Below are 26,538 nucleotides of genomic sequence, written 5' to 3'. Positions count from 1 at the left end.
CGCGGCCTCGCAGGCGACCACGCCGCCGCCGATGATCACCACGCGGCCGGGGACCTCATGCAAGTTCGTGGCGTCGCGGGAGATCCATGGCAGCGCGTCGCGCAGGCCGGGCACGTCCGGGACGCTCGCCCGGGTGCCGGTGGCCAGCACCACCGCGTGCCTGGCGCGCAGCACCTGCCCGCCGACCTCGACCTGCCGCACGCCGACCAGCCGACCGGTGCCGCGGATGACCTCGATGCGGTGGTCGCGGGCCCAATCGACCTGCGAGGTGTCGTCGAGGCCGCTGACGAAGGAGTCGCGCCGCCGCAGCACCGCCTCGACGTCGAGGCCGGAGGCGGTGATGCCGTCCATGGCCTGCGCCGCCGCGAGCTGATGGCCGGGCCGCAGCAGGGCCTTGCTCGGAATGCAGGCCCAGTAGGAACATTCGCCGCCGACGAGTTCGCGTTCCACGATCGCGGCGGTGCGATCGCTCCCGGCGATGGCGTAGGCGGCGGCATTCTCACCGGCCGGGCCACCACCGATCACGATGACGTCGTATTCGGCAGGTGTACTCGGCATCGTTATTGCAGGTAACCCTCGACCTGGGCGGCGGAGCTCTGCTCGGCGCCGTCGGGCGACTCACCCTGGTCGATCCGCGCCCTGCGGTGGCGCAGCAGGTCCCACGCCTGATCCAGCATCACCTCGAGCTCGGCGAGTTGCCTGCGTTCGGCCTGCGGGTCCAACTCGCCCTTGGCGGCCTGCGCGCGCAGTTCGTGCTCCTGGTCGACCAATGCCTTGATGCGGGCCAACACGTCCTGTTCGGTCATGCGGACCATGCTACGGCTGTGTCAGACACGCGGCGGCGATCGGCACGGCCCTGGCCAGGTCGGACCAGGACAGCGCGGTGTAGCCGAGGGTGATGCCGAAGTGGTGACGCTGTGCGCTCAGGTGATAGCGAGACAGGGGATCGAGCGCGACACCGCGCGCCCGGGCCGTAGCCACGGCCCGCTGCTCCGCCTCGGCCGAGGCGAGCGGCACCACCACGTGCGAGCCCGCGTCGTCGCCGAGCACGTCGAGGCCGTGGCGCCGCAGCTCGGTGACCATCAGCGCACGGCGTGGTGGCAGCTCGCGGCGTAGTCGGCGCAGATGTCTGGCCAGGTCGCCGTGGGCGGCGAGCGCGACGAACACCTGCTGGCCCGCCGGACTCGGGCTGGTTCCGGTGCGATGCCGATGCGCGACAACGGCATCGGCGATCCGTGGCGTGGCGACCAGCCAGCCGACGCCGAGGCTCGGCGAGAGGATCTTGCTCGTGGTGCCGAGATGCACCACCACGTCCGGCGCCATCGCCGCCAGCAACGGCAACGGGGCGGTGTCGTACCGCAGTTCGCCGTCGTAGTCGTCCTCGATGATCAGCAGGCCGGCGCGGCGGGCGTGCTCGACCAGCTCGACCCGGCGGGCCGCGGGCAGCCGGGCGCCGAGCGGAAACTGGTGTGCCGGAGTGCAATACACGGCTTTGATGTTCGGCGGCAGCAGGTCGACGCGCAGGCCGTGCGCGTCCACCGGCACGGGCAGGACGCGGACCCCGGCCGCCGCGAAAGCGCCTGCGGCCCGGCTGTATCCGGGGTCTTCCATCGCGACGGCGTCGCCCGGCGCAAGCAGGGCGGCGGCGAGTTCGCCTACCGCGGAACTGGTTCCGGCCGTCGCGAGCACCGCCGTGTCGCTGCCCGCGCCGAGACCGCGATGGCGCAGCAGGTGCTCGACGATCGTCGCGCGGAAATCGGGCTCGCCCGCACGGTCTTTGCGCACCAGCGGAGAGAGGTCGGCGGCGGCCCGCCAGGCGCGGCGCCAGGCCGGGCGGTCGATGGCGTCGGAGCACGGCGCGCCGGGTTGCAGATCGAGCAGCGCCGGATCGTCACCCGCGCCGTCGGCAGGCAGTGCGCGTCGGGGTGCGGCGGGCGGCGCGGTGGTCAGGTAGGTGCCCGAACCGCGTTTGCCGCTGATCCAGCCCTCGGCGTGCAGCTGGTCGAAGGCGGCGGCGACCACGGTGCGGCTGACGCCGAGCCGTTCGGCCAATGACCGGGACGACGGCAACCGGTCGCCGCCACGCAGCAAACCATTGCTCGCCGCGGCCCGTAATCCGTCGGCGACCTGCACCGACAGCGGTTCCGGCAGCGCGCGGTCGAGCTGAAGGGGAAGTTCGTCGAGCACCGATCACCTCCTGATTGGACTGGCCGAATTTCGCTGAATTGGCACTTTGATAATGCCACTTCGGCGCCGATGCTGGTCATATGACGCGATCAGCCGAATCCCGCACCCCGCTCTCGCCGACGCCGCGCAGCACCCTCACCCGGTCGAAAGAGCGAGCACGCAGCGAACGCGCGGACCTGGACGCGGTCCTCGACGCCGGTCTGATCTGCCACCTCGGCGTGCTGCTCGGTGCCGGGCCGGTCGTGCTCCCCACCATCTACGGACGCGACGGTGACACGCTCTATCTGCACGGTTCGACGGGTGCGGGCAATCTGCGCGCGGCCCTGGCCGGGGACATCTCGGTCGCGGTCACCCTGGTCGACGGGATCGTCTATGCCCGTTCGGCGATGCACTTCTCGATGAACTTCCGCTCGGCGGTGGTGCACGGCCGCGCGAGCGAGCTCACCGACCCCGCCGAGCGGCTGCACGCGCTCCAGGTGATCACCGAACACGCCGCGCCGGGCGCCTGGTCACGGGTGCGCTCGCCGAGCAAGAAGGAGTTGGCCGCCACCATGGTGCTCGCGCTGGACCTCACCGAAGCCTCGGTGAAGATCCGGGCCGGTGGCCCCAACGACGACCCGGGCGACATCGAGAACGGCGGGGTGTGGGCGGGTGTGCTGCCGGTGCGTCAGGTGTGGGGCGAGCCGATCGACTCGGCCGACCTCGAGCCGGGTCTCCCGGTACCCGCCGATGTCCTCGACCGCACCGAACCCAGTCTCGTGCCGGTGCGGTGAGCACGGCACCGGCGGGCGCTACCCGCCGGTGCCGATGGCATGGCCGAGCAGGGCATGAACCGCGGTGGGCAGCAGTTCCATCGCCGCCTGGGCGAACTCGGGATCGGTCACGATGGTGGTCGGGCTGCTGATGGCGCAACCCGGCTGGGCGGGACCGCCGTTCAGTCGATCGCGCAGCCAGTGGAAGGCGCCGGGGAGATGGGTGGCGACGCCGGACATGTGCTCTGCCAGGAGTTCTCGCACGTAGGTGACGCTCGGTGCACCCTCGGCGCAGTATTTCTGCACCAGGCGATCGACCCCCGAGTTGGGCAGGATCTCGTCGTACTGCGCGTGATAGATGTACACCGGCACCGACGGAGTCCGTTGGCCCAGTGAGTTTTCCGCGATGATCCGCTGGACGACGGGGTGCCCGAGCGGGTCACCGCCGTGGAATGCGCCGAAGAAGTTGTAGAACGGCACGATCGCCGAACCCATGGAATGGCAGAGGACGAGCTTCGAACCGATCAAGAGCTGTCCGATCGGATCGACGCGTTCCCGGATGAGTTGCCGGAACTCCGGATACTCGTTCGCGAAGCCGGCGAGCACGCCCGTGAGCAGGCCGGTGAAGGCGCCGTTGTTGTTGTGCCGCAGTGCCTCCGGGAAATCGGCCGCGGCGACACCGCCCGCCGCGATGCCGACGATGTTCAGCTCCGGCGCGTAATGCTGCTTCAGCTCCGCGGCGAACGAGCTGGGTATGGTGCCGCCGGAGTAGCCCCACAGCGCCGTCGGGGTCTGCACGCCGGACAGTTGCGCGGGCGCGAAACTCTGCACCGCACGGATGCCGTCCAACGTGGTCTGCGCACTCAGCAGCGACGCTCCGTAGGCGGAATTGGGCCCTTCGTAGTCGGGCAGCGCCACCGTCCAGCCCTGTCCGATGCCTGCCGCGATCGGGACCAGTATCTCGGCGGCGTTGATGTAATCGACAGGGATGGAACCGGATTGCACGACATAGGACGGCGCGCAGTACTGCGCGGCGCTGTCCTCGGCGATCTGATACGACAGCAGCTTGCGGCCGCCGTCGGGCGCCGGGCCGCGCGGCTTCAGCACGGTGGTGACCGTGGCGATGGCCTCGCCGAAACTGTTGGTGGTGCGGTACAGCAGTTGCCAGGCATCGATATTCAGCTGGGCGAAGCCGAAATACGCAGGGGTGATGGTGCGCGCCCGCAACACCTGTCCCGGCCCGGCGGCCGCGACGACGCCCGCGGCGGGCCGGTAGAACTCGTCGAGTTCGGGCGGCAGGGTGAGCGCGGGGGTCGGCTCGATGCGGACTGCGCCACTGTCCAGTGGTTCGGCGACCGCGCGGGTGGCCGGCGACAGCAGCAGGCCGACCACCGTCGCGGTGGTGATGACACGGTGCCACGGACGTCGTCCCATCGGCCCTCCTGCGGTGCGCGTTGCTGGTCGATACACCGTCGCAGGGCGATGTGGCCTGCGTCACCGTGTGGATGCCACGGAAAGGGGGCCGCTCTTTGTGCATCGGACGGGATACGGGCTTGGCCCCGTGCACTGAAGACGTTGTCCGGAACTGCCTATTGTGCGGACCGGTTTGTCTGTGCAAACAATGTGCGGATGACCGCTGCCCCTGATCCCGCTGCGCTGGACGACCTATCCGGCCAGGTATGGGACGTGCTGCCCGCGGTCGCCCGGGATGTGCTCGCGGGGGTGCTCGGCGAGGTGCCCTCGTATCGGGAGTTGTCCGCCGAGATGATCGGGCGGGATCTGCCGCGGGCCGCCGAGGCGAATCTGCGGCTGTTCCTGCGCTCGCTGGCCGAACGGCGGACACCGCGCGCGGACGAACTGTCGGAGCTGATCGCTGTCGCGGTGCGCCGCGCCAGGGACGGGATCCCGCTCGACACCGTGCTTTCGGTGTATCACCACGGCGCGGTCGCCGCGTGGAACTCGGTGGCCGCCACGGCGACGACGCCGGAGCAGCGCGAACAACTACTGGCCGCGGTGCCCTATGTGCTCGGCTACCTCGGCGCCGTGACACCCGGGGTAGCGGGCGCCTATCTGCGGGAGCGGCAGGATCTGCACTGGGAGCAGCGCGAGGCCAAACGCGCTGTGGCGCAAGCATTGGTGCACGGCACACCCGCCGATCTGCTGGCCGAGCGGTTCGGTATCTCGCTGGACGGCGGGTTCCAGGTGCTCGTGTTCCGGGTGGCCGAACCGGCGACGGGCGGGACCCGGCCGGTGCTGCGCATTGTGCAGAGTGAGATCGATGCGGTGTCCGGTCGCGCGCTGAGCACCGTCGAACGCGGCGGCGGCGTGCTGCTGGTGCCGGTCGCCGAGGGCGAATCAGCCACCGCGCTGGACACTTTCGTTACCCGCGTCGCGCAGGGCATCGGTGCGCGGGCGGTCGCCGGACTCGCGCACGCCGCGAGCGTCGACGGGATACCTGCCGCAGTGGAGGAGGCGGGCGAGATAGCCAGGCTCGCATTCCAACTCGGCCGTCCCGCCGCGGTGTACCGGATGGCGGATCTGGCGTTGCAGTATCAGCTCGCCCGCCCTGGCCCGGCGCGTACCTGGCTGCTCACCCTGCTCGATCCGCTCCGTGACCAGCCACACTTGCTGGACGCACTGCGGGCGCTGCTCGCGAATGACTACAACCGGCAGCAGGCGGCGGCCGCGCTTGTCGTGCACCGCAATACGCTCAACTACCGTCTCAACCGGATCGCCACGGTCACCGGTTACGACCCCAATCGTCCCGATCACGCACAACTGTTCGCCGCCGCGCTCACGGCTTGCGATCTCGACGCGACGGAGTGAAGGCCACTCACCACCTGTGCGCGGACAGCCCGAACGATGACAGGGTCTGCTGCCCCAGATCGGCCAGCGCAGTGGCGGATTCGATATGGGTCGGGTCGAGGCCGACCAGGGACAGGTTATAGTCGTCGGCGATGCGGCAGAGATAGCCGGACAGGCGCGTCCTCGGCCATTGCGCGGCGGTCAGGCCGGGGTGGATGGCGCGGGCGGCGACGCCGAGGCAGCGGTGCGGTCCGAGCATGCGCAGGCTGGTGGGCAACGTGCCGATGTTGGAGCACAGGATGTCTCGCTCGCCGGCACCCTTGGACAACGCGTAGGCCCACGGGTCGGGGATCACCTGCAGTAGCTCCTCCGGCATGCGGCCGGGGCTGGTCATGCGGCGCTCGTAGGCGGCCCGGGACTTCTCGCGAATCGTTGCCGGGGTATCGGCGCGGTCGATGGTGATGTCGGTCATCGCGAGGTCGTTGTCGACGCGCGGTTCGTCGCGGGTGTCGACCGGAAGGCTCGCATCGATCGTCTCTCGCGGAAAGCCACTGGCCCACAGCATGTTCGCGACCAGGGCGATGAACAGGCTGTTGGCGGTGCCGTCCCGTGCGGTGGCCGCCCGCTCCCAGTCCGATACGGCACACTGAAATATCGCGCCGGGTGTCTGCGTGCCGGGCGGGATGCGGGTATCGCTGACTGGCTGGTGATGCGGTCGTTCCGGAATTCCTTTGCGCAACGCCCGTCCCGTGCCGCGCAGCACGATCGACCACTGACGGCGGGCATCGGCCCACTCCGATTCGGCGGCAGCGGAGGCGGTCAACGCTGCGCCGCCGAGAGCATCATCCACCGCGTGCACGAGTGCTCGACCGTCGGCGAGCGCATGCGAACAAGTCAGGGAGACAAGGGAACCGCCGTCATCCAGCGCGACGGCGGACAGCCGCCAGCCGGATCCGAACTCCGGATCGAGATCAGTGCCCTGCGCGTCGGCCCACTCCAGCAGAGCGCTCACGGCCAGCGGTTGTTCGGTGAGGACCAATGGATGCGCGCGCGTATTCGGCTGCCAGCCGCGGCGGGCGCCGGGCACCCGCGGCCGAATCACCCGCCGCCCCAACGGCCCGGTGCGCAGCGCCGCGTGCACCCCGCGCAGCAACTCGGGATCGATGCGGTCGGCCGTGCGCCACAAGCCTTGCAGCGCAATGGGAGTGCCGAGGCCGCGATGGGTACGCAGAAAGATCTCGTCGACGACGCTCAACCGGCCCATCGGGCGCACCGCAACACCTCGCTCTCGCTCGTGCCGGAAAACCTACGCCTGCGCGCCGTGGCGCCCCGCACCGGCGGCGAAGCGCTGCGCCCCTTCGAGCGCACCGTTGGCCAATGTGGTCATGCCGTGCCGAAACTCGTTGCGCAGCGCGGTCTCCTCGTCCATCCCGTCCTGCTCGAGCAGCGACATCCGGTCCGAGCGCAGGCAGGCCTGCGGCAGTGCGGCGAGTTCGGCGGCGAGTTGCTCGGCGGCACTGCGGGCCTCGCCCGTCGGGACCACGCGGTTCGCCAGGCCGATCCGCAGCGCCTCCGCCGCGTCGACGGGACGGCCGGTGAGCACCATGTCCATGGCGGGCCCGGTGCCGACGATCCGCGGCAGGCGCAGCGTGCCGCCGTCGATGAGCGGCACACCCCAGCGGCGACAGAACACGCCGAAGACACTGTCCTGCTCGGCAACTCGCAGATCGCACCACAGCGCGAGCTCCAGCCCGCCCGCGACGGCGTAACCGGAGACGGCGGCGATCACCGGCTTGGACAGCCGCATCCTGGTGGGCCCCATCGGTCCGTCGCCGTCCTCGGTGGCCACGTTGGACCGTTCGGTGCCGAGTCCCTTGAGGTCGGCGCCCGCGCAGAAGGTGCCGCCGTCCCCCCAGAGCACCGCCACCGCGGCGTCGGGATCGGCGTCGAACTCCCGGAAGGCAGCGGCCAGCGCCGCGGCGGTCGGCCCGTCGACCGCGTTGCGCGCTTCGGGACGGTGCAGGATCACGGTGGTCACCGGACCCTTGCGCTCGATTCGTACAGTCACGACGCCACCTCGTTGTTTCGTTCGTTCCGCTCGATCACGATCCGACCATACGCCGTAAAACCCCTCTTGTGGCAAGAAATGAATCCATGGTTCACTTCTTGTGTGGCCTACCGCAGAACCCCCGCCGTGCAGGCCCGCCTGGACGCGCAGGCGGGGCTGATCGTGCAGGCCGCGACCAAGGTGCTGGCCGAGTCGGGCTATGCCGGGATGTCCATGGCGGCGGTCGCGGCGGAGGCGGGCGTGGCCACCGGCACCGTGTACAAGAACTTCGCGGGCAAGGCGGATCTGGTCACCGCGGTATTCCGCAAGGTGGTGGCCGGTGAAGTGGCCGCGGTGGTCGCGGCCAGTGCCACCGGCACCGCCGTGGAGCGGGTGAGCGCCGCGGTGGAGACGTTTGCCGGGCGTGCGCTGAAGAATCCGAAACTCGCCTATGTGCTGCTCGTCGAGCCCGTCGATACCGTCGTCGACACCGAGCGGCTGCACTTCCGCCGCGCCTTTGCCGAGGCATTCGAATCGGCTGTCGCGGACGGTGTTTCGCGCGGCGAGCTGCCCGCGCAGGACGCCAGGACCAGTGCGGCCGCGCTGGTCGGCGCGATCGGCGAGGTGCTGGTCGGTCCGCTCGCGGCCGCACCACACGGGGAATCCGTTGTCCCCGAACTCATTACCTTCGCACTACGCGCACTCGGCGTGCGCGCGGCGCCGAGCGGTGCGGTCGCTCGGCAGGAATCAGGAGTGTCCGATGCAGACGCATGAAGTCTTCAACCAGGTGCCCGACATCGCGCCCTTCGATGTCTCGCGAAATCCGGCGCTGCTCGAGGGCCTGCACCGCGAGGGCGCGGGCTGGGCCGAGGCCGAGGTGCGCGAACTCGGTGTGCTCGCAGGCGGTGTCGAGGCGCAGGAGTGGGGGCTGCTGGCCAACGAGTACCCGCCGGTGCTGCACACGCACGACCGCTACGGCCACCGGGTCGACGAGGTGGAGTTCCATCCGCACTGGCACGACCTGATGAATGTCGCTGTGTCGCATGGGCTGCACGGCGCGCCGTGGCTGGACGAGCGACCCGGTGCGCACGTCGCCCGGGCGGCGAAGTTCTACACCTGGGGCGCCGCCGACGCCGGGCACATGTGCCCCATCTCGATGACCTACGCCGTGGTGCCCGCGCTGCGGCACAACAAGGAACTGTCGGCGAAATACGAACCGCTGCTCGGGTCCCGGGTCTACGACTTCGGCTTGCGTGAGCCGTCGTCGAAAGCCGGTCTCATCGCGGGCATGTCGATGACCGAGAAGCAGGGCGGCTCGGACGTGCGCGCCAACACCACCACGGCGACACCGCAACCCGACGGCTCGTACCGGATCGTCGGGCACAAGTGGTTCACCTCGGCCCCGATGTCGGACATGTTCCTCACGCTGGCCCAGGCGCCCGGTGGCCTGTCCTGTTTCCTGCTGACCAGGGTGCTGCCGGACGGCACGCGCAATCCCCTTCGCATCCAACGGCTCAAGGACAAGCTCGGCAACAAGTCCAACGCGTCCTCGGAGATCGAATACGAGAACGCCACCGGCTGGCTGGTCGGCGCGGAGGGCGCCGGGGTCAAGACCATCATCGAGATGGTGAACATGACCAGGCTGGACTGTGTGATCGGTTCGGCGACCGGCATGCGGACCGGGGTGGTGTTCGCCGCGCACCACGCCAGGCACCGAGAAGCATTCGGCGCCAAGCTGATAGATCAGCCAGCCATGCGTAATGTGCTGGCGGACTTGGTGATCGAGTCCGACGCCGCGACCACGGTGATGATGCGACTCGCCGGGGCCACCGACCGGGCGACCAGCGACCCGGCCGAGGCGGCGCTGCGCCGAATCGCTTTGGCGGTCACCAAATATTGGGTATGCAAGCGCGCACCCTCGCATGCGGCCGAGGCACTGGAGTGCTTCGGCGGCAACGGTTATGCCGAGGAATCGGGGATGCCGCGGCTCTACCGTGAGGCGCCGCTTATGTCCATCTGGGAAGGCTCCGGCAATGTCGCGGCGCTGGATGCGTTGCGCGCCATGGGTCGTCAGCCGGAGACCGTCGAGGCCTACTTCGCCGAGGTCTCGCTGGCGCGCGGTGCGAACCCGCGGCTCGACGACGCCATCGCCCGGGTCGGCAAGGAGCTCGCCGATCTGAGCGACATCGAATATCGCGCCCGCCGCGTGGTCGAGCTCATGGCCCTGGTGTTGCAAGGCGCGCAGTTGGTGCGGCACGGGCACCCGGCCGTCGCGGACGCCTTCTGTGCCAGCCGGCTCGGCGACGATTGGGGCATTGCCTTCGGTACGCTGCCGACCGGCGTGGACACCGGGGCCATCCTGGAGCGCGCGTTGGTCTGAGTCGGTACCCGCACCTCGGAACATCCGAAGAGATTGGGCACCAGTAGTTCTGGCGAACCAATACGAGATGTTGTTGATCTTTAACCGGGGTACCGATTCGTACCTGCACTAGGGGGTGCGATGAAACCTGTTCTCGCTGAGTGCTTTAGGTTTCGGTCTCGTATCCCGGGTTACCGGCTCGGGCAATTGCCCGAGCCGGTAGGGCGCAGCGGAATGGTGATACGCCGTCCAATATCAATAGCCGTCAAAGATATTCGCGCATAACAAATGGCGTCCCCCGCCGGTCGATAGCCCGAAGATTCCCAGCCCAGCTATCGTTTTCCCCAGTCTCGTCTCCAGTCGAGTTGACCGCCGGTATGTGGTTCTACTTGGTCATGAAACCCACACATATACGGGCGGGACGAAATTCCGCCCTCGCGTTAATTGCTGTTGCGGCAATGATGTTCGCGCCAGGCCCGGCCGGTGGCGCGCCGCCGGTGAGTCCATCCGCGCCGGCGGGTTCCGATCTGTCCGCGGTCCCGAAAGAAGTAACGACCGATTCCGAAGGCGCCGTCCAGCAGGTGGTGCCCAAGGATCTGGTTCCGGCGCCGTCGGGCACGCCTGCCGAAGCGCCCGCCGCCGCACAGGCGCACGCGCCCGGTGTGCACAAGGCGCTCAGCGGAAATGGCGAAACCGCTGGCGACCTGGTGGTCGAGTCCGTGTTCCAGGTTGGTGAGGGGTCCACGGTCCGGCTGCGTCAGGAGATCGACAAGGTGCAGGTGTTCGGCGCATCGGCGGCGCAGTCGCTGACCGCCGACGGTGCCCTCATCTCGGTGACCGGCGCGCTGGCGAAGAAGTCGAAGGGCAAGTTCACCACGACGACGCCGACCGCGCAGATCCAGGCCACCGCGCTGAAGAAGGTGGCCGAGCAGAGCAAGACGGCGCCGGACAAGTTGGCCGTGGACGACACGAAGGCCTTCTGGTACGACGCGAAGCTGGCCGCCAAGGGCGAGGCGCAGGGTGTCGCGGTCCCGGCGTTCAAGGTCGAGATCAACGGCGCCAGCGACGACAAGAAGGGCGAGCCCGCCAAGTGGATCGTCTTCGTCGACGCCAACAGCACCAACAAGGTGCTCGACAGCTGGAGTGAGACCAAGCACCTCAACCGGGTGGTGTGCGACAACGCGAACCGGCGCATCGACCCCAACCGGGCGGGCTGCGGCACCGGAACGCTGCGTTCCACCAGGTCCGAGGGCCAGGCACCGGTCGGTATCAAGGATGTCGACGACATCTACACCTACCTGGGCAACACCGAGGCCTTCTACGCCAAGTACACCAAGCTGGCGAACCTGACCAACCTGATCGGCTCCGACACCGGGGACGGCAAGGGTAAGGCGCTGCGCGCCACGGTCCGGCTCTGCACCACCACCGCGTGCCCGTACCAGAACGCCTTCTGGTCCGGCAGCTACATGGCCTACGGTTCGGGTCTCACCACCGAGGACATCACCGGCCATGAACTCACCCACGGCGTGACCCAGCACACCAACGGCCTCGTCTACCGCAACGAGCCCGGTGCGATCAACGAGTCCATGTCCGACATCTTCGGCGAGCTCACCTTCCTGGTGAACACCAGCAACCCGTGCAACACCGCCGCCAACCGGTGGAAGCTCGGCGCCTGCAGCTCGATCGGCGTGATCCGCGACATGAAGAACCCGAACGCCTACCAGGATCCCGACACGTACCGGGGTCGCTACTGGTACACCGGCACCGGTGACAGCGGCGGCGTGCACATCAACAGCGGCGTCGGCAACAAGACCGCGCAGCTGATGGTCGACGGCGGCAGCCTCAACAGCGTCAACGTCACCGCGATCGGCCTGGAGAAGACCGCGGCGCTGTACTGGACCACCCAGACACTGCTCACGTCGAGTTCCAACTACGCGGCATTGTCCACCGCGCTGAAGAACGCGTGCAATACCAATGTCCGCAACGGAACTGCCGGCACCACGGCTGCTGATTGTGTCCAGGTGGCAAATGCCACCAAGGCCACCAAGCTGCCGCAACAGGCGGCCCGTACCTAGGAACAACTCCCGGTAGAAATCGGACATCTCACCGGGCCCGGCAAGGGCTCGGTGAGATGTCCTTTTGTTTTGCTCGGGCCGGACTACGGAATTCACTCGGTAGGGTGACTGTGGTGGACAGGGCGTATGCCGAAACGTCGTTGAGCGCGCTCGTACAACGGGTGCGTGAGCACGCGGCGGGGCGCGGTAGCCGGTATCTGCTCGGCATTGTCGGGCCACCGGGAGCGGGCAAGTCCACCCTGTCGGTTCGGCTGCGCAAAGCGTTGAATGCCGATGCGCCGGTGGCGGAAATAGCGCCGATGGACGGTTATCACCTGACCGACGAGGTCCTGCGGGCCGCGGGAAACCTTGCCCGCAAAGGCGAACCGGACACTTTCGATACCGTGGCCTTCGTGGCGAATCTGCGCAGGCTCCGCGATGCCCCGGTCGGCGAGCCGGTGCCGTGGCCGGTCTTCGATCGCACAGTGGGTGATCCGATCCCGGCGGGCATCGTCTTCGAACGGCAGACGATCGTGGTCACCGAGGGGAACTACCTGTTGCTCGACGATGTCGGGGACCGGGAATGGTCGGCGGTACGCAAGCTGCTCGACGAATGCTGGTACCTCGACGCACCGCGGGCGCTGCTCGAGCAACGGTTGCTGCGCCGCCACATTCGCGGCGGCCGCACCGCCGCGGCCGCCGAAGCCAAGGTGCACGACAGCGACCTACACAACGCCGACCTGATCGACACCACCAAGTTCCGTGCCGATCTGATACTGCGCCAACGCGGCGGACGCTACGAGGTGTGGCGCTGAGCGTCAGGCCTGCTTCTTGGCGCGATACCAGCGAATGAGCGCGTCGGTGGACGAATCTCCTTGCGGTTCGGGTTCTTCCGCTGAGGTCAGCAACGGTGCCAGCGCCAGCGCCTGCTGCTTGCCGAGTTCGACGCCCCACTGGTCGAAGCTGTCGACGCCCCAGATGGTGCCTTCGACGAACACCTGGTGTTCGTAGAGGGCGATCAACTGGCCGACGACCGACGGGGTGAGTTGCGGCGCGAGGATGGTGGTGCTCGGCCGGTTGCCCGGCATCACCTTGTGCGGCACCACCTTCGGGTCGGTGCCCTCGGCGGCGATCTCCTCGGCCGTCTTGCCGAACGCGAGCACCTTGGTCTGCGCGAACAGGTTGCTCATCAGCAGGTCGTGCATGCTGCCGGTGCCGTCGCGGGTGGGCAGATCGTCGGTGGGGCGGGCGAATCCGATGAAGTCCGCCGGGATCAGCCGCGTACCTTGGTGCAGCAGTTGATAAAACGCGTGCTGGCCGTTGGTTCCCGGTTCGCCCCAGAAGATTTCGCCGGTGGAGGTGCTCACCGGGCTGCCGTCGGCGCGCACCGACTTGCCGTTCGACTCCATCGTCAGCTGCTGCAGATAGGCCGGGAAACGGGCCAGATCGTTCGAATAGGGCAGCACCGCACGGGATTCCGCGCCGAAGAAGTTCGAGTACCAGACGCCGAGCAGGCCGAGCAGCACCGGCGCGTTCGCCTCCAGCGGCGCGTTCGCGAAGTGCTCGTCCACCGCGTGCATGCCCGCCAGGAACTCGGCGAAACGCTCCTTGCCGATGGTCGCCATCACCGCGAGACCGATCGCGGAATCCACCGAGTAGCGCCCGCCCACCCAGTCCCAGAAGCCGAACATGTTGGCGGTGTCGATGCCGAACTCGGCCACCTTCTCGGCATTGGTCGAGACGGCGACGAAGTGCTTGGCGACGGCGTCCTCGCCGAGCGCGTCGACCAGCCAGCGCCGGGCGGCGGTCGCGTTGGTCAGCGTCTCCAGCGTGGAGAAAGTCTTGGAGGCGACGATGAACAGTGTTGTCGCAGGGTCGAGTCCGTCGAGTTTCGCCACCAGATCGGCCGGATCGACATTGGAGACGAACCGGGCGCCGAGGCCCGCGTCGGCGTAGTGCCGCAGGGCCTGGCAGACCATCACCGGTCCGAGATCGGAACCGCCGATGCCGATGTTCACCACGGTGCTGATGCGTTCGCCGGTGGCGCCGCGCCAGTCGCCGGAGCGCAGCGCGTCGGTGAACTCGCCCATCCGCCGCAGCACCTCGTGCACCTCGGCGCCCGCGTCGGCCCCGTCGACGATCAGCGACGCGCCCGCGGGCAGGCGCAGCGCGATGTGCGCGACCGCGCGGTCCTCCGAGGTGTTGATGTGCTCGCCGCGGTACATCGCGTCCCTGCGCTCGGGCACCCCGGCCTCGCGCGCCAATTCGACGAGCAGGTGCAGGGTTTCCCGGTTGACGCGATGCTTGCTGAAGTCGATGTGCAGGTCCGCCACGTCGATTGTCATGGCACGGCCACGGGACGGATCGTCGGCGAAGAGCTCCCTGAGATGGCGCCCCGCGATCCCGTCGAAGTGCTCGTGCAGTTTCCGCCAGGCCGCCGTCGCGGTGATGTCGCTGCTCACGTCCGCCGAGGTTACTCACCGCCCCACCGGCGCGCACGGCAAACACCCCGGGAGACTCGGTGAGAGCCGCCGCGGCTCGGCCTACGCTGGCCTCATGGTGTCCGAACGCGAAGTTCTCGAATCCGTCCCGACGCAGCTGTGGATCGGCGGGCCGGTGCCCGCCACCGGCGGCGGCACCTTCCCGGTGCACAATCCGGCCACGGGGGAGGTGCTGACCCAGGTCGCCGACGCGACCCCCGAGGACGCGGTGCGCGCGCTGGACGCGGCCGTCGCGGTGCAGGCCGAGTGGGCCGCGCGGCCCTCGCGCGAGCGCGGCGAGATCCTGCGCACGGTCTTCGAGCAGATCACCGCCCGGGCCGAGGAATTCGCGCTGCTGATGACCCTGGAAATGGGCAAGGCGCTGCCGGAGAGCCGCAACGAGGTGAAGTACGGCGCGGAGTTCTTCCGCTGGTTCAGCGAGGAAGCTGTCCGGGTGCACGGGCGCTACCTGCACGCGCCGTCGGGCACCGGCCGGATCATGGTGCACAAGCAGCCGGTCGGGCCGTGCCTGGCCATCACGCCGTGGAACTTCCCGCTGGCCATGGGCACCCGCAAGATCGGCCCCGCGCTGGCCGCGGGCTGCACGATGATCGTCAAACCCGCCTCCGCGACGCCACTGACCATGCTGCTGCTCGCCAAGCTGTGCAGCGAGGCCGGGCTACCGGACGGGGTGCTTTCGGTGATCACGTCGAGCCGTTCCGGCGCGGTGACCCAGCCGCTGCTCGACGATCCCCGGCTGCGCAAGCTGACCTTCACCGGATCCACCGAGGTGGGCAAGAAGCTGGTGGAGAAGTCGGCGAACGGGCTGCTGCGCACGTCGATGGAGCTCGGCGGCAACGCGCCGTTCGTGGTGTTCGACGACGCCGATATCGACGCTGCCGTGCAGGGCGCCATGCTGGCCAAGCTGCGCAACGGCGGTGAGGCGTGCACCGCGGCCAACCGCTTCCACGTGCAGAACGGCGTGCTCGAGGAGTTCACCAGCAAGTTCGTCGAGGCGATGGCCGAAGGCGTCACGCTCGGACCCGGAACGGACCCGAACACCACCCTCGGCCCGCTGATCAACGAGGAGCAACTCGACACGGTGAGCGAACTGGTCGAGGACGCCGTCGCGGTGGGCGCCAAGCTCCGGCTCGGCGGCAAAGCCCCCGGCGGTCCCGGCTGGTTCTACCCCGCCACCATTCTCAGCGAGGTGCCGCCGCAGGCCAGGATCCTGCGCGAGGAGGTGTTCGGGCCGGTCGCCCCGATCGTCGGTTTCGCCACCGAGGAGGAGGGCATCGCCGCGGCCAACGACACCGAGTTCGGCCTGGTCAGCTACGTCTACACCCGGGATCTGGATCGCGCGTTGCGCGTCGCCGAGGGCCTGGAATCCGGCATGGTCGGCGTGAATCGCGGCGTGATCTCCGATCCCGCAGCACCTTTCGGCGGTGTCAAGGCGTCCGGCTTCGGCCGCGAGGGCGGCACCGAGGGCATCGAGGAATACCTCTCCACCAAGTACATCGCCCTCAGCTGAGCGGGCGTAGCGACGAAACGACCGCCCCGGGGTGATGAACACCCGGGGCGGCCTGGGGGAATGCGGTTGTCTAGCTTTTTGCCGCATGGGTCTATGGCCGCGTCGAGCGGCCTGAAGAAAAAGAGGTCAGTGACCGAGCCGGCCGCGGCCGAGGCGCAGCAGGAGCATCGCGAGGGTGTGGCCTTCCTGGCCGAGCTCGCTGAAGCGCTCCAGCACCTTCATTTCGCGGTTGTGCACGAGGCGGGGCCCGCCGGAGGCCATTCTGGTCCGGCCGATGACCCGGGAGATCTCCGTGCGACGTTTGATGGCCGCGAGGATCTCGGCATCGAGACGATCGATCTCCTTACGGAGCTTGTCGATCTCCGCGTCGCTCTGCGGCAGCGCCGAATCGGACCCGGTCGTCGTGGCGGGGGTACTCATCATTCATCTCCTCGTGTCAGAACATGGATCGGCGGGTGAGCCCGGCTCGTTACCGATCGGTTCTTTCACCGTGAAACAGACCTGGTAGGGCCTTCGAATTGGCTACCAAGGACGGTGCGCTCAGATACAGGTGCCGCGATGACGATATCCGGTCGGTAACCGAAACGGATGTATCGCGTGGGCACTCATCATGTCGCCAGTCTGCCACGGGTGGGTAGGTATGCAAAACGTTTGGTTTTGTGAATCTGCTGAGAAGGCGGTTACGGATTCGTCGCGGCGCCTGCCTGGGGAGTTCATCCGCCGTTCGCCGCCGCGGTACCGAACTGTCATCGAGACGGCCCGGGGCTTCATCTCTGTCGGTGTCCGCCGGTAGCGTGGATGGGCGATGGACATCACGGTGGCTCCCAAGACGCAGGCCGGTCGCGCCCTGCAGCCGGATTCGACCCACAAACCGCAGTTCACCGGTGGTAACACCGAAGAAGCGGTCAGGCATGGCGAGGAGGTAGGTGCGGTGCGGGAAACGCAGCGGGCCGCTGTCCCCGAGCCGCCGCCGTCGGCCACCGAATTGGAGCAACGGCGTGTCGAGCGGGAGCGTCGGCGCGCCGAAGAAGCCGTGCACCTGCTCGACGGCCTCAATCCGCAGCAGCGGGCCGCCGTCGTGCACAGTGGCGCGCCGCTGCTCATCGTGGCCGGCGCGGGTTCCGGCAAGACCGCCGTGCTCACCCGGCGCATCGCCTACCTGCTCGCCGCCCGCGGCGTGACTCCGGGTCAGGTGCTCGCGATAACCTTCACCAACAAGGCCGCCGCGGAGATGCGCGAGCGAGTAATAGGACTGGTCGGTCCGCGTGCGAACAACATGTGGGTTTCCACGTTCCACTCCAGTTGTGTCCGAATTCTGCGGATGCAAGCCGCCCTGCTGCCCGGCTTGAATTCGAATTTCTCCATCTACGATGCCGATGATTCACGGCGACTGCTCACCATGATCAGCCGCGACTTCGACATCGACACCAAGAAATACACCGCCAGGTTGCTGTCGACCGCGATCTCGAATCTGAAGAACGAGCTGATCGGGCCGCAGCAGGCGAGCGCCGACGCCGAGTCGGACGAGACCGAACTTCCCGCCCTGGTGGCCCGCGTCTACACCGAATATCAACGGCGGTTGCGCGCGGCGAACGCACTGGATTTCGACGATCTGATCGGCGAGACGGTGGCGCTGCTCCAGCACCACCCGCAGGTCGCCGAATATTACCGGCGCCGGTTCCGGCACGTGCTCGTCGACGAGTACCAGGACACCAACCATGCCCAGTACATCCTGGTGCGTGAGCTGGTCGGTCATCACCGGGAAGACCGCAGCGAGGACGAGGCGCCGCCCAGCGAGCTGTGTGTGGTCGGTGACGCTGATCAGTCCATCTACGCCTTCCGCGGCGCGACCATCCGCAATATCGAGGAGTTCGAGCGCGACTTCCCGGATGCGGAAACCATTCTGCTGGAACAGAACTATCGCTCCACCCAGCACATCCTGTCCGCCGCCAACGCGGTGATCTCGCGCAACGAGAACCGGCGCGACAAGAAGCTGTGGACCGATTCCGGCGAGGGTGATCTGATCACCGGTTACGTCGCCGACAACGAGCACGACGAGGCTTCGTTCGTGGCGCGCGAGATCGACAAACTGGTCGATCAGGGCGAGGCCAACTACGGCGACGTCGCGGTGTTCTACCGGACCAACAACAACTCCCGTGCGCTGGAAGAGATCTTCATCCGGATGGGCCTGCCGTACAAGGTGGTCGGCGGCGTCCGGTTCTACGAGCGCAAAGAGGTCCGCGACATCGTCGCCTACCTGCGCGTGCTGGAGAATCCCGAGGATGCGGTCAGCGTCCGCCGGATCCTGAACACCCCGCGCCGCGGCATCGGCGATCGGGCAGAAGCCTGTGTGGCGGTGCACGCCGACCAGCGGGGGATCGGTTTCGCCGCCGCCCTGCGAGATGCGGCCGAGGGCAAGGTCGCGCTGCTCAACACCCGGGCCCAGCGTGCGATCGCCGGCTTCCTCGATCTGCTCGAGGAGATCAGGGCGGCGGGCGTCCAGGAGAACCTCGACTTCCCCGACGTCGGCAATGTCGTCGACGCGGTGCTGGAACGCACCGGCTACCGGGCCGAGTTGGAGGCGTCCGACGATCCGCAGGACGGCGCCCGGCTCGACAACCTCAACGAACTGGTCAGCGTCGCACGGGAATTCAGCTCCGAGGCGTACAACAATGCGGAGGCGGCCCGGCAGGAGGGCCTGTTGCCGGAGGTGGCCGAGGGTGAACCGGATCCCGGGTCGCTCGCGGCGTTCCTGGAGCGGGTCTCGCTGGTGGCCGACACCGATCAGATCCCGGACGAGGGCACCGGCGTGGTCACGATGATGACGTTGCACACCGCCAAGGGGTTGGAGTTCCCCGTGGTGTTCGTGACCGGCTGGGAGGACGGTCAGTTCCCGCACATGCGGGCGCTGGGCGATCCCACCGAGCTGGCCGAGGAACGCAGGCTCGCCTACGTCGGTATCACTCGAGCCAGGAAGCGGTTGTATCTGACCCGTGCGGTGGTGCGTTCGGGGTGGGGGCAGCCCGTCTCCAATCCGGAATCCCGCTTCCTGCAGGAGATTCCGGATCATCTGATCGACTGGCGTCGGTTGGAGCCGACCGGGTCCGCGGCGACCCGCGGTATCCGCCGCCGGGGTGACGATGATCGGATGGAACGCGACTGGACCCGCGGTGACGGGTGGTCCGAGCAGCGGCCCGGTGTTCGCGGTGATCGTGGGCCGCGTCGCCCGGCGCCCGGTGGTGCTACCCGCAACAACACCAATCTCGTTCTCGCTGTTGGCGATCGGGTGAGCGATGACAAGTACGGGCTCGGAAAGGTGATCGCCGCTGAAGGTTTCGGGCCCCTGGCTACGGTTACCATCGACTTCGGCACCGCGGGCAAGATTCGGCTCATCCCGCAGTACAGCAGGACGCTGGTGAAGCTGTGACCGTCGCAGCTGCCGGTGGAGGTCTTCGGTTCGGTTGCGCGCCTAGGTAAGGTTCGCCCATGGACACGGTCGCGCAGCACGTCCTCTGGTTGCTCCCGATGCTCTGGCTCGGCATGGTGCTGGCCATCTCGTTCCTCGAGGCGCCGCTGAAGTTCCGTGCGCCCGGTGTCACCCTCGCGCTCGGTCTCGGCATCGGGCGGCTGGTGTTCCGGGCCTTGAACGTCGTAGAGGCGGTGCTGGCCGTCGCGCTGGTACTGGCGACGCTGGTGATCGCGCCCGGTCCTGGTATCTGGGTGTGGCTGGCCGTCGCCGTGGTCCTGCTCGCCGCGCAGATTCTCGTGGTGCGTCCGCCGCTGAGTCGGCGAGCCGACCGAGTACTGGCCGGGGAGGAGTTGCCGCGATCACACGCGCACTTCTGGTACATCGGGCTGGAAGTAGCCAAAGTTGTTGTGCTGCTGGGACTGGCGATCGCGGCAGCTCCGTAGCGGGCTTGCCGCGGGTCTGGCTGAGGCTCACGCAGTCTGAAAGGGGGCTCGCGCAGCCCAGTTGGGCTCGCGCGGTGCGGTCGGCTCGCGCAGTGCGGCCGGTTCGCGCAGTGCGGCCGGTTCGGAGCGGGTCCGGCGGGGCTCGCTCACGGTCGTAGCCTCATAGTTCTGCGGCGGGCGGCGGTCCGCTCAGCGCGGGAACGGGTTGGTCAAGGCGTCGCCAGCGGAAGTAGGTCGGTCAAGGCTTCGTCCAGGGTGGGGTAGCGGAAGGTGAAGCCTTGCTGCCGTAGGACTTCCGAGGTGGCGTGGCGACCGGTGAGGCCGAGGGCCGCGTCGCTCCGCAGGAGTACCGCGCCGATCTTCAGTAGCGCCGTCGGGGTGGGTGGTGCCGGTGGGCGATGCAGGTGTCTGCGCAGCGCGGCCATCAACTCTCGGTTGCGGACCGGGAAGTCGGTGGCGGCCACCAGGATTCCGTTCGGCAGTGGGACCTGAGGGTCGAGGCCGAGGGCGGCGCGCACGATGGCCAGCCAGTCCTCGACGTGAATCCAGCTGAACCACTGGTCGCCCGGACCAACACGGCCGCCGAGACCCGCCTTGGTCAACTGGCTCAGGCGTTTCAGTGCGGGAGCTTGCGGGTCCAGCACGATCGAGGTGCGCAGGACGGTCGAGTGGGTGGCGTTGGCGCCGTCGAACGCCCGCTCCCACGGTTCCGCCACACCCGTCATCTGTGGCAGGCCTACCGGCAGCGGAGTTGTTTCAGTACAGCGGGTTTCGCCCGCATTCGACCAGATCGCGGTCGTGCTGGCCTGCACCCAGTAGTCGATGGGCGTGTCGAGTGTGGTGGCCGCGTCGACCAATGCGCGCGTGGAATCCACTCGGCTGCAGCGCAATTCGTCGATATTACGGGCGCTCGGTCGGACGTCGACCAGCTTGCCCGCCAGATTGATGATCGCGGTCGGTCCCGGATTGCGCAGCGCCGCAACCCAATCGCCCACCGTTCTGCCATCCCACTCCACCTGAGTGAAAGGCAACGCCGGGTCCCGTCGTCTGGTGAGTACGGTCACCTGATGCCCGCGACAGGTGAGGTCGGCTGCGACATGTTTGCCCAATGCGCCAGTGCCACCGGCGATTACCGCCGTCAGTGCTGTCGCCGCAGGCTTGATCCCCGCCAATTGCGCCAGTCTCGCGAAAGTGACTCGCGTATCGGATTCCAGCAACGGACTCACCACCATCCGCGCGACCGGCGCCGACGGTCCGCTGAAGGTGAGTTGCCGCGTGATCTCGGCGCCGCCGTCGCGCGGCGTCAGCGTCCACGTCAGCCGCATCCGCCCAGCAGGCTCCGGCTGCTCGATGCTCAGCTCCCGCCCTGGAACCAGCGTGCTGATGACGAACGGCGGAGCAGTCCGCCCATGCATTTTCCCGACAACCCGCCCCCGGGGCAGGTAATCACCCGTGGTGCCGACCGCGACCGGACCGTGCAGCCGAACCGAGGTGACCCCCGTATTCCACTCCGGCCACCGCGTCGGATCCGCCAGCACCGCCCACACGAGTTCCGTTGAAACCGCAATGAACTGGGTGTACGTCGTTGTACGTGCCATACCCCCGACGCTAGCCCCCACCCGCCCCGATCAGTACGTGCGGATCATCACGCACCCCAGAACCAAGACCAACGGGACATGACGGCGGCGACACGCCGCATTCCCCGACCCTCATGTCCCGTTGATCATGAGAGGCCGTGTGGAGGCGATCGTTCCGCATCCCCGTTGGCCGCTTCGCGCACGTTCGCAGGCCGTTTGACCTTGATTGGGCGTACGAAGAAGGGCCGGCCAGGTATTCAACCGTGAACCAAGGCGTCGCCAAGCTCAAGAGTGTCGTTCCTGCGCGTGCCAACACGCCCAGAGGACGCCGCCAGGCGTTCTGCCGAGCGCTTCCCTAGCCAAACCTTCGGCCGGAAACCCGGAACCCCTCAGTCCCGCTGAGGGCCCAAGCTGATCCCTCGCGTAGCCAACCACGGCACCGGGTCAACCTTGTCCGATCCGTTCAACCACACCTCGAAGTGGCAGTGCGGTCCGGTCGAGAACCCACGGTTACCGATGGTGGCGATCTGATCACCGGCCATCACCCGCTGCCCCTGCGACACCGTGGCGGTGTCGATGTGCCCGTAGACGGTGACGGTGCCGTCGTCGTGCAGCAACCGAACCCACATCCCGAATCCGGCCGCAGGCCCCGCTTCGATCACGGTGCCATCGGCGACCGCGACGATCGGCGTGCCGATCGGCCCGGCGATGTCGATGCCGAGATGCTGTACACCCCAGCGCGCACCGTATCCGGAGGTGAAGTTACCCGCCGCGAACTTGGTGAACAGCGGACGCAGCTTCGCAGCTTCCGCAGCAGCCAGGTCTTCGGCGTACTTCTGACCCTTTTGCAGGATGTCGTTGAAATCGCCGAGGTGCGTCGGTCCGGAGACATTGAGCAGCTGGGGCGATTCCGGCGAGGTGCTGGGGTCGGCCAGGCTGACGGACTGCGCGGCGATCTCGTGGATCTGCCCCGCTGCCTCGTAGTCGACGGACTGCGAAGGCTGATCGGGCGAGGCGAGTGCGGCCTGTCCAGCGGCCACGACCGCACCCGCGGCGACCGCGGCGACCGCGGCACGCCCCTTGAGTGCGGCGGGCGGTGCGGGAAGCCGGTGTGCGCCACCGCGCTTGGCGGCGCGGCGGCCGGGGATGACGGTGGGGGCGGCCGGGTTCTCCGGCTCGGTGTCGGGCGCCCAGGACTCTTCCGGGGCCCAGTTGCTGTCCTCGGGTGCCTGGTAGGGCTCTTCGCCCCAGGCTTCGCCCGCGTTCCAGGCGGCGCCGTCGGACCAGGCATCCTGCGGAGCCCACGAATCCTGCTGCGACCACGAGTCGTTCGCGGTCCAGGAGTTCTCGCGGTATCCGTCGTCCGGCGTGCCTGCGGCGCGGAAGTTGTAGTCCCCCTGCGGGGCTGCCCCATAGGACGGTGCGGCGTTGTAATCCGCCTGCGGCGCGGCGCTCCCGTAGGGCGCCCGCGACGCGGAGTTGTAGTCGTCCCGAGCCGGCGCCGCATTGAACAAGGAGTTCCGCTGCCGGTCCACCGACGGCCTGCCGGGGGAAGCCTGCGCCCCGAACGGTTCGTCATCGTTGCGATAACGATGTCCGTATTGAGCGCGATCTTCAGGTTTGAGGGCGGAGCGATGGTTCATCGGCGGTGCCACATCGTGGTGAAGCGGGAGATGTTCGCGGGGCCGAGGTGCCTGCTGATCAGCGGCGTCGACGAGTCGTTTGCGGAACGGCTCTCCATCTGCGGAGTGCTGTGCTGCATCAAGCTTGCCGTCCTCCTAGTCGTGACCGTGCTGTGACATCGACCGCAATGACGGTAACGAAACGATTGCAGGGTCCGCAAGCGCTGCGGCCCTTCTGTTCAAACATGTGAGATTGATCACGGTAACACCACGGAATATCTATGTGTGCATTGGGCACGCTAGCGAACTCGGTCGACGACGGTTTGTAGTAGACCACGCCGTCGCCCCGGGTTCGGCGGTTCTACCTGGCGTGGTGTCAACTACCTACTCGCGAGTAGCCTTGGCCAGGGGTTTTCCCGCCGCGCTTATCGGCCCGTGACCTGCGCCACTTAGGATGAACGTGGCCGATTGGCCGTCCATGTGACTGATTAGAGTCCGACCCGACCCGCTTCCGACGTCGGGCCGCCAACAAAGACGTTGTCATCACAACGCAGACGAGACGGTGAGTACATGGATCTCTTCGAATATCAGGCGAAGGAGCTCTTCGTTAAGCACGGAGTGCCTTCGTCCGAGGGCCGCGTCACGGACACGGCCGAGGACGCCCGCGCCATCGCGGCGGAAATCGGCAAGCCGGTGATGGTCAAGGCCCAGGTGAAGGCCGGTGGCCGCGGCAAGGCGGGTGGCGTCAAGTACGCCGCCACCCCGGACGACGCGTTCACGCATGCGCAGAACATCCTCGGCCTGGATATCAAGGGCCACATCACCAAGAAGATCCTTGTCGCCGAAGCCAAGGACATCGCGGAGGAGTACTACATCTCCTTCCTGCTCGACCGGTCCAACCGCACCTACCTGGCCATGTGCTCGGTGGAAGGCGGCATGGAGATCGAAGAGGTCGCCGCGACCAAGCCGGAGCGCCTCGCCAAGGTCGCCGTCGACGCCGTCAAGGGTGTCGACCTCGCTTTCGCCCGCTCGATCGCCGAGCAGGGCCACCTGCCCGCCGAGGTGCTCGACGCCGCAGCCGTGACCATCCAGAAGCTGTGGGAGGTGTTCGTCAAGGAGGACGCCACCCTGGTGGAGGTCAACCCGCTCGTGCGCACCCCGCAGGACGAGATCCTCGCGCTGGACGGCAAGGTCACCCTGGACGAGAACGCCGAGTTCCGCCACGCGGACCACGAGGCCTTCGCCGACAAGGACGCGACCGATCCCCTGGAGCTCAAGGCCAAGGAGAACGACCTCAACTACGTCAAGCTCGACGGTGAGGTCGGCATCATCGGCAACGGCGCCGGTCTGGTCATGTCCACCCTCGACGTGGTCGCCTACGCGGGCGAGCACCACGGCGGCGTCAAGCCCGCCAACTTCCTCGACATCGGTGGTGGCGCCTCGGCCGAGGTGATGGCCGCCGGTCTCGACGTGATCCTGGGCGACTCCCAGGTCAAGAGCGTGTTCGTGAACGTCTTCGGTGGCATCACCGCCTGTGACGCGGTCGCCAACGGCATCGTCAAGGCGCTGGAGATCCTCGGCGCCGAGGCGAACAAGCCGCTGGTCGTCCGTCTCGACGGCAACAAGGTGGACGAGGGTCGGCAGATCCTGGCCGATGCCGCGCACCCGCTGATCACGCTCGCGCAGACAATGGACGAAGGCGCCGACAAGGCCGCCGAACTGGCAGCGGCCAAGTAAGGAACCCGGAAATGTCTATCTTCCTCAACAAGGATTCGAAGGTCATCGTCCAGGGCATCACCGGCGGCGAGGGCACCAAGCACACCGCACTGATGCTGAAGGCAGGCACCCAGGTCGTCGGCGGTGTCAACGCGCGCAAGGCGGGCACCACCGTCGCGCACACCGGCAAGGACGGCAACGCGGTCGAGCTGCCGGTGTACGGCACCGTCGCCGAGGCCATCAAGGAAACCGGCGCCGACGTCTCCATCGCGTTCGTGCCGCCGAAGTTCGCCAAGGACGCCATCATCGAGGCCATCGACGCGGAGATCCCGCTGCTCGTGGTCATCACCGAGGGAATCCCGGTGCAGGACACCGCGTACGCGTGGGCCTACAACGTCGAGAAGGGCAACAAGACCCGGATCATCGGCCCGAACTGCCCCGGCATCATCACCCCCGGCGAGGCGCTGGTCGGCATCACCCCGGCCAACATCACCGGCAAGGGCCCGGTCGGCCTGGTCTCCAAGTCGGGCACCCTGACCTACCAGATGATGTACGAACTGCGTGACTTCGGCTTCTCCACCGCCATCGGCATCGGCGGCGACCCGGTCATCGGCACCACCCACATCGACGCCATCGAGGCGTTCGAGAAGGATCCCGAGACCAAGCTGATCGTGATGATCGGCGAGATCGGTGGCGACGCCGAGGAGCGGGCCGCGGCCTACATCAAGGCCAACGTCACCAAGCCGGTCGTCGGCTACGTCGCGGGCTTCACCGCCCCCGAGGGCAAGACCATGGGCCACGCCGGCGCCATCGTCTCCGGCTCGGCGGGCACCGCCCAGGCGAAGAAGGACGCGCTGGAGGCGGCGGGCGTGAAGGTCGGCAAGACGCCGTCCGAGACCGCCGCGCTGGCTCGCGAAATCCTGGAGAAGGCAAGCGTAGAGGTCTGATAAGCGGCGCGCAGCGTCTCCGCTGAGGGTGGTGGTGGGGACGAGGTGGGCCTGATCCACTCGTATGACCGAGGCCGCCTCTCCGAATCGGAGGGCGGCCTTCGTCATGCGCGGAGTATGCGGCAGACACGGGCATACCGGACGGTGCATGCTTGTCGGCGTGGATGTGCTGGTGTTGGGTCCAGTGCAGGTGTGGGCCGACGGTGTCGCGGTGACCGTCGATCGACCGCTGGAGCGGGCGGTGCTGGTGCGGTTGGCGTTGGCGAACCGCGTCCCGGTGCCGGATGGGCGACTGGCCGAGGATCTGTGGGGCGCCGAGGTCGAACGGCCAGTACAGCGACTGCGGGTAGTTGTTTCGCGATTGCGCGCCGCGCTCGGGCCGTTGGCGGAGGTCATCGGGCGCACGCCCGCGGGGTATCAAGCAACGGTCTCCGCGACGGATCTGCTCGCGGCCGAGGCGGCGGCGCAGCGGTTGCATACCGCGCGGCGCGCCGGCGACTACGGTGCCGTCGCGGCGGCGGCCGAGGCGGCGCTCGGATTGTGGCGGGG

General features: G+C 67.9%; 23 protein-coding genes. 13 read left to right on the top strand and 10 right to left on the bottom strand.

The features are described from left to right. From NN4_RS40155 to pdxR, 3 genes are all read right to left on the bottom strand, one after another. Positions 1–558 (bottom strand): FAD-dependent oxidoreductase (locus NN4_RS40155; RefSeq protein WP_147142447.1); only part of this gene is annotated, 558 nt, incomplete at its 3' end. A gap of 2 nt (positions 559–560) precedes the next feature. After that, positions 561–806, bottom strand: coding sequence for a DUF2630 family protein (locus NN4_RS40150; protein WP_107660959.1), 246 nt, complete (start codon positions 804–806; stop codon positions 561–563). Between the two features lie 10 nt (positions 807–816). Next, positions 817–2,187 carry a MocR-like pyridoxine biosynthesis transcription factor PdxR gene (pdxR, locus tag NN4_RS40145; RefSeq protein WP_147142444.1) on the bottom strand — a complete coding sequence of 457 codons (1,371 nt, stop codon included), beginning with the start codon at positions 2,185–2,187 and terminating at the stop codon, positions 817–819. A gap of 80 nt (positions 2,188–2,267) precedes the next feature. Here pdxR and NN4_RS40140 point away from each other — a divergent pair, with 80 nt between their 5' ends. Further along, positions 2,268–2,960, top strand: coding sequence for a pyridoxamine 5'-phosphate oxidase family protein (locus NN4_RS40140; protein ID WP_147142441.1), 693 nt, complete (start codon positions 2,268–2,270; stop codon positions 2,958–2,960). Positions 2,961–2,978: 18 nt separating this feature from the next. Here the strand turns inward: NN4_RS40140 and NN4_RS40135 are convergent, their stop codons facing one another. After that, positions 2,979–4,373 carry a lipase family protein gene (locus NN4_RS40135; protein WP_147142436.1) on the bottom strand — a complete coding sequence of 465 codons (1,395 nt, stop codon included), beginning with the start codon at positions 4,371–4,373 and terminating at the stop codon, positions 2,979–2,981. A 195-nt stretch (positions 4,374–4,568) separates the two neighbouring features. Between NN4_RS40135 and NN4_RS40130 the strand changes: the two genes are divergently transcribed. Continuing rightward, positions 4,569–5,765 (top strand): PucR family transcriptional regulator, encoded by a 1,197-nt coding sequence (locus NN4_RS40130; protein WP_186818860.1) that lies wholly within the window; start codon positions 4,569–4,571, stop codon positions 5,763–5,765. A 7-nt stretch (positions 5,766–5,772) separates the two neighbouring features. On the opposite strand, the gene NN4_RS40125 is transcribed toward NN4_RS40130, so the two are convergent. Together NN4_RS40125 and NN4_RS40120 are read right to left on the bottom strand one after the other, a co-directional pair. Then, a complete protein-coding gene (locus tag NN4_RS40125) occupies positions 5,773–7,008 on the bottom strand; it encodes a hypothetical protein (protein ID WP_186818859.1) in 1,236 nt (411 codons plus the stop codon). Positions 7,009–7,050: 42 nt separating this feature from the next. Then, positions 7,051–7,812 carry a crotonase/enoyl-CoA hydratase family protein gene (locus NN4_RS40120; protein WP_147142428.1) on the bottom strand — a complete coding sequence of 254 codons (762 nt, stop codon included), beginning with the start codon at positions 7,810–7,812 and terminating at the stop codon, positions 7,051–7,053. A 102-nt stretch (positions 7,813–7,914) separates the two neighbouring features. On the opposite strand from NN4_RS40120, the gene NN4_RS40115 reads away from it, so the two are divergent. The 4 genes from NN4_RS40115 to NN4_RS40100 all read left to right on the top strand — a co-directional run bounded on the left by NN4_RS40115 (position 7,915) and on the right by NN4_RS40100 (position 13,019). Then, the gene (locus tag NN4_RS40115; protein ID WP_147142424.1) at positions 7,915–8,565 is read left to right on the top strand and encodes a TetR/AcrR family transcriptional regulator; all 651 of its coding nucleotides are present in this window, start codon (positions 7,915–7,917) and stop codon (positions 8,563–8,565) included. After that, the gene (locus NN4_RS40110) at positions 8,552–10,171 is read left to right on the top strand and encodes an acyl-CoA dehydrogenase family protein (protein WP_147142420.1); all 1,620 of its coding nucleotides are present in this window, start codon (positions 8,552–8,554) and stop codon (positions 10,169–10,171) included. The genes NN4_RS40115 and NN4_RS40110 overlap by 14 nt, the downstream gene beginning before the upstream one ends. A gap of 437 nt (positions 10,172–10,608) precedes the next feature. Beyond that, positions 10,609–12,225 (top strand): M4 family metallopeptidase, encoded by a 1,617-nt coding sequence (locus tag NN4_RS40105; RefSeq protein WP_186818858.1) that lies wholly within the window; start codon positions 10,609–10,611, stop codon positions 12,223–12,225. 113 nt (positions 12,226–12,338) lie between these two features. Next, complete coding sequence (locus tag NN4_RS40100) at positions 12,339–13,019, top strand: nucleoside/nucleotide kinase family protein (protein WP_246181344.1); 681 nt, start codon at positions 12,339–12,341, stop codon at positions 13,017–13,019. Between the two features lie 3 nt (positions 13,020–13,022). Here the strand turns inward: NN4_RS40100 and pgi are convergent, their stop codons facing one another. Then, positions 13,023–14,666 carry a glucose-6-phosphate isomerase gene (gene pgi / locus NN4_RS40095; RefSeq protein WP_147142411.1) on the bottom strand — a complete coding sequence of 548 codons (1,644 nt, stop codon included), beginning with the start codon at positions 14,664–14,666 and terminating at the stop codon, positions 13,023–13,025. 94 nt (positions 14,667–14,760) lie between these two features. Between pgi and NN4_RS40090 the strand changes: the two genes are divergently transcribed. Then, complete coding sequence (locus NN4_RS40090) at positions 14,761–16,215, top strand: NAD-dependent succinate-semialdehyde dehydrogenase (protein WP_107659375.1); 1,455 nt, start codon at positions 14,761–14,763, stop codon at positions 16,213–16,215. Between the two features lie 126 nt (positions 16,216–16,341). Here NN4_RS40090 and NN4_RS40085 read toward each other — a convergent pair whose 3' ends face one another. After that, positions 16,342–16,635, bottom strand: a complete 294-nt coding sequence (locus tag NN4_RS40085; RefSeq protein ID WP_107660958.1) for a chorismate mutase — start codon at positions 16,633–16,635, stop codon at positions 16,342–16,344. Between the two features lie 385 nt (positions 16,636–17,020). On the opposite strand from NN4_RS40085, the gene pcrA reads away from it, so the two are divergent. Beyond that, positions 17,021–19,642, top strand: coding sequence for a DNA helicase PcrA (gene pcrA, locus NN4_RS40080; RefSeq protein ID WP_186818857.1), 2,622 nt, complete (start codon positions 17,021–17,023; stop codon positions 19,640–19,642). A 59-nt stretch (positions 19,643–19,701) separates the two neighbouring features. Next, positions 19,702–20,127, top strand: a complete 426-nt coding sequence (locus NN4_RS40075) for a hypothetical protein (RefSeq protein WP_147142408.1) — start codon at positions 19,702–19,704, stop codon at positions 20,125–20,127. A gap of 209 nt (positions 20,128–20,336) precedes the next feature. Here NN4_RS40075 and NN4_RS40070 read toward each other — a convergent pair whose 3' ends face one another. After that, positions 20,337–21,725, bottom strand: a complete 1,389-nt coding sequence (locus NN4_RS40070) for a DUF1731 domain-containing protein (protein WP_147142405.1) — start codon at positions 21,723–21,725, stop codon at positions 20,337–20,339. A 368-nt stretch (positions 21,726–22,093) separates the two neighbouring features. Further along, positions 22,094–23,347 (bottom strand): M23 family metallopeptidase, encoded by a 1,254-nt coding sequence (locus NN4_RS40065; protein WP_147142402.1) that lies wholly within the window; start codon positions 23,345–23,347, stop codon positions 22,094–22,096. A 15-nt stretch (positions 23,348–23,362) separates the two neighbouring features. Between NN4_RS40065 and NN4_RS45490 the strand changes: the two genes are divergently transcribed. The 4 genes from NN4_RS45490 to NN4_RS40050 all read left to right on the top strand — a co-directional run. Next, entirely contained in the window at positions 23,363–23,503 is a 141-nt protein-coding gene (locus tag NN4_RS45490) for a hypothetical protein (protein WP_186818856.1), read from the top strand. A 393-nt stretch (positions 23,504–23,896) separates the two neighbouring features. Further along, the gene (gene sucC / locus NN4_RS40060; protein WP_107659371.1) at positions 23,897–25,063 is read left to right on the top strand and encodes an ADP-forming succinate--CoA ligase subunit beta; all 1,167 of its coding nucleotides are present in this window, start codon (positions 23,897–23,899) and stop codon (positions 25,061–25,063) included. 11 nt (positions 25,064–25,074) lie between these two features. After that, a complete protein-coding gene (sucD, locus tag NN4_RS40055) occupies positions 25,075–25,989 on the top strand; it encodes a succinate--CoA ligase subunit alpha (RefSeq protein WP_147142399.1) in 915 nt (304 codons plus the stop codon). Positions 25,990–26,149: 160 nt separating this feature from the next. Next, positions 26,150–26,538: AfsR/SARP family transcriptional regulator (locus NN4_RS40050; protein WP_443093897.1), on the top strand; the 389-nt coding region annotated here is incomplete at its 3' end.

The organism is Nocardia ninae NBRC 108245 (assembly GCF_007990755.1).
Taxonomy (GTDB): Bacteria; Actinomycetota; Actinomycetes; order Mycobacteriales; family Mycobacteriaceae; genus Nocardia; species Nocardia ninae.
This window is presented reverse-complemented; position numbering and strand designations above follow the sequence as displayed.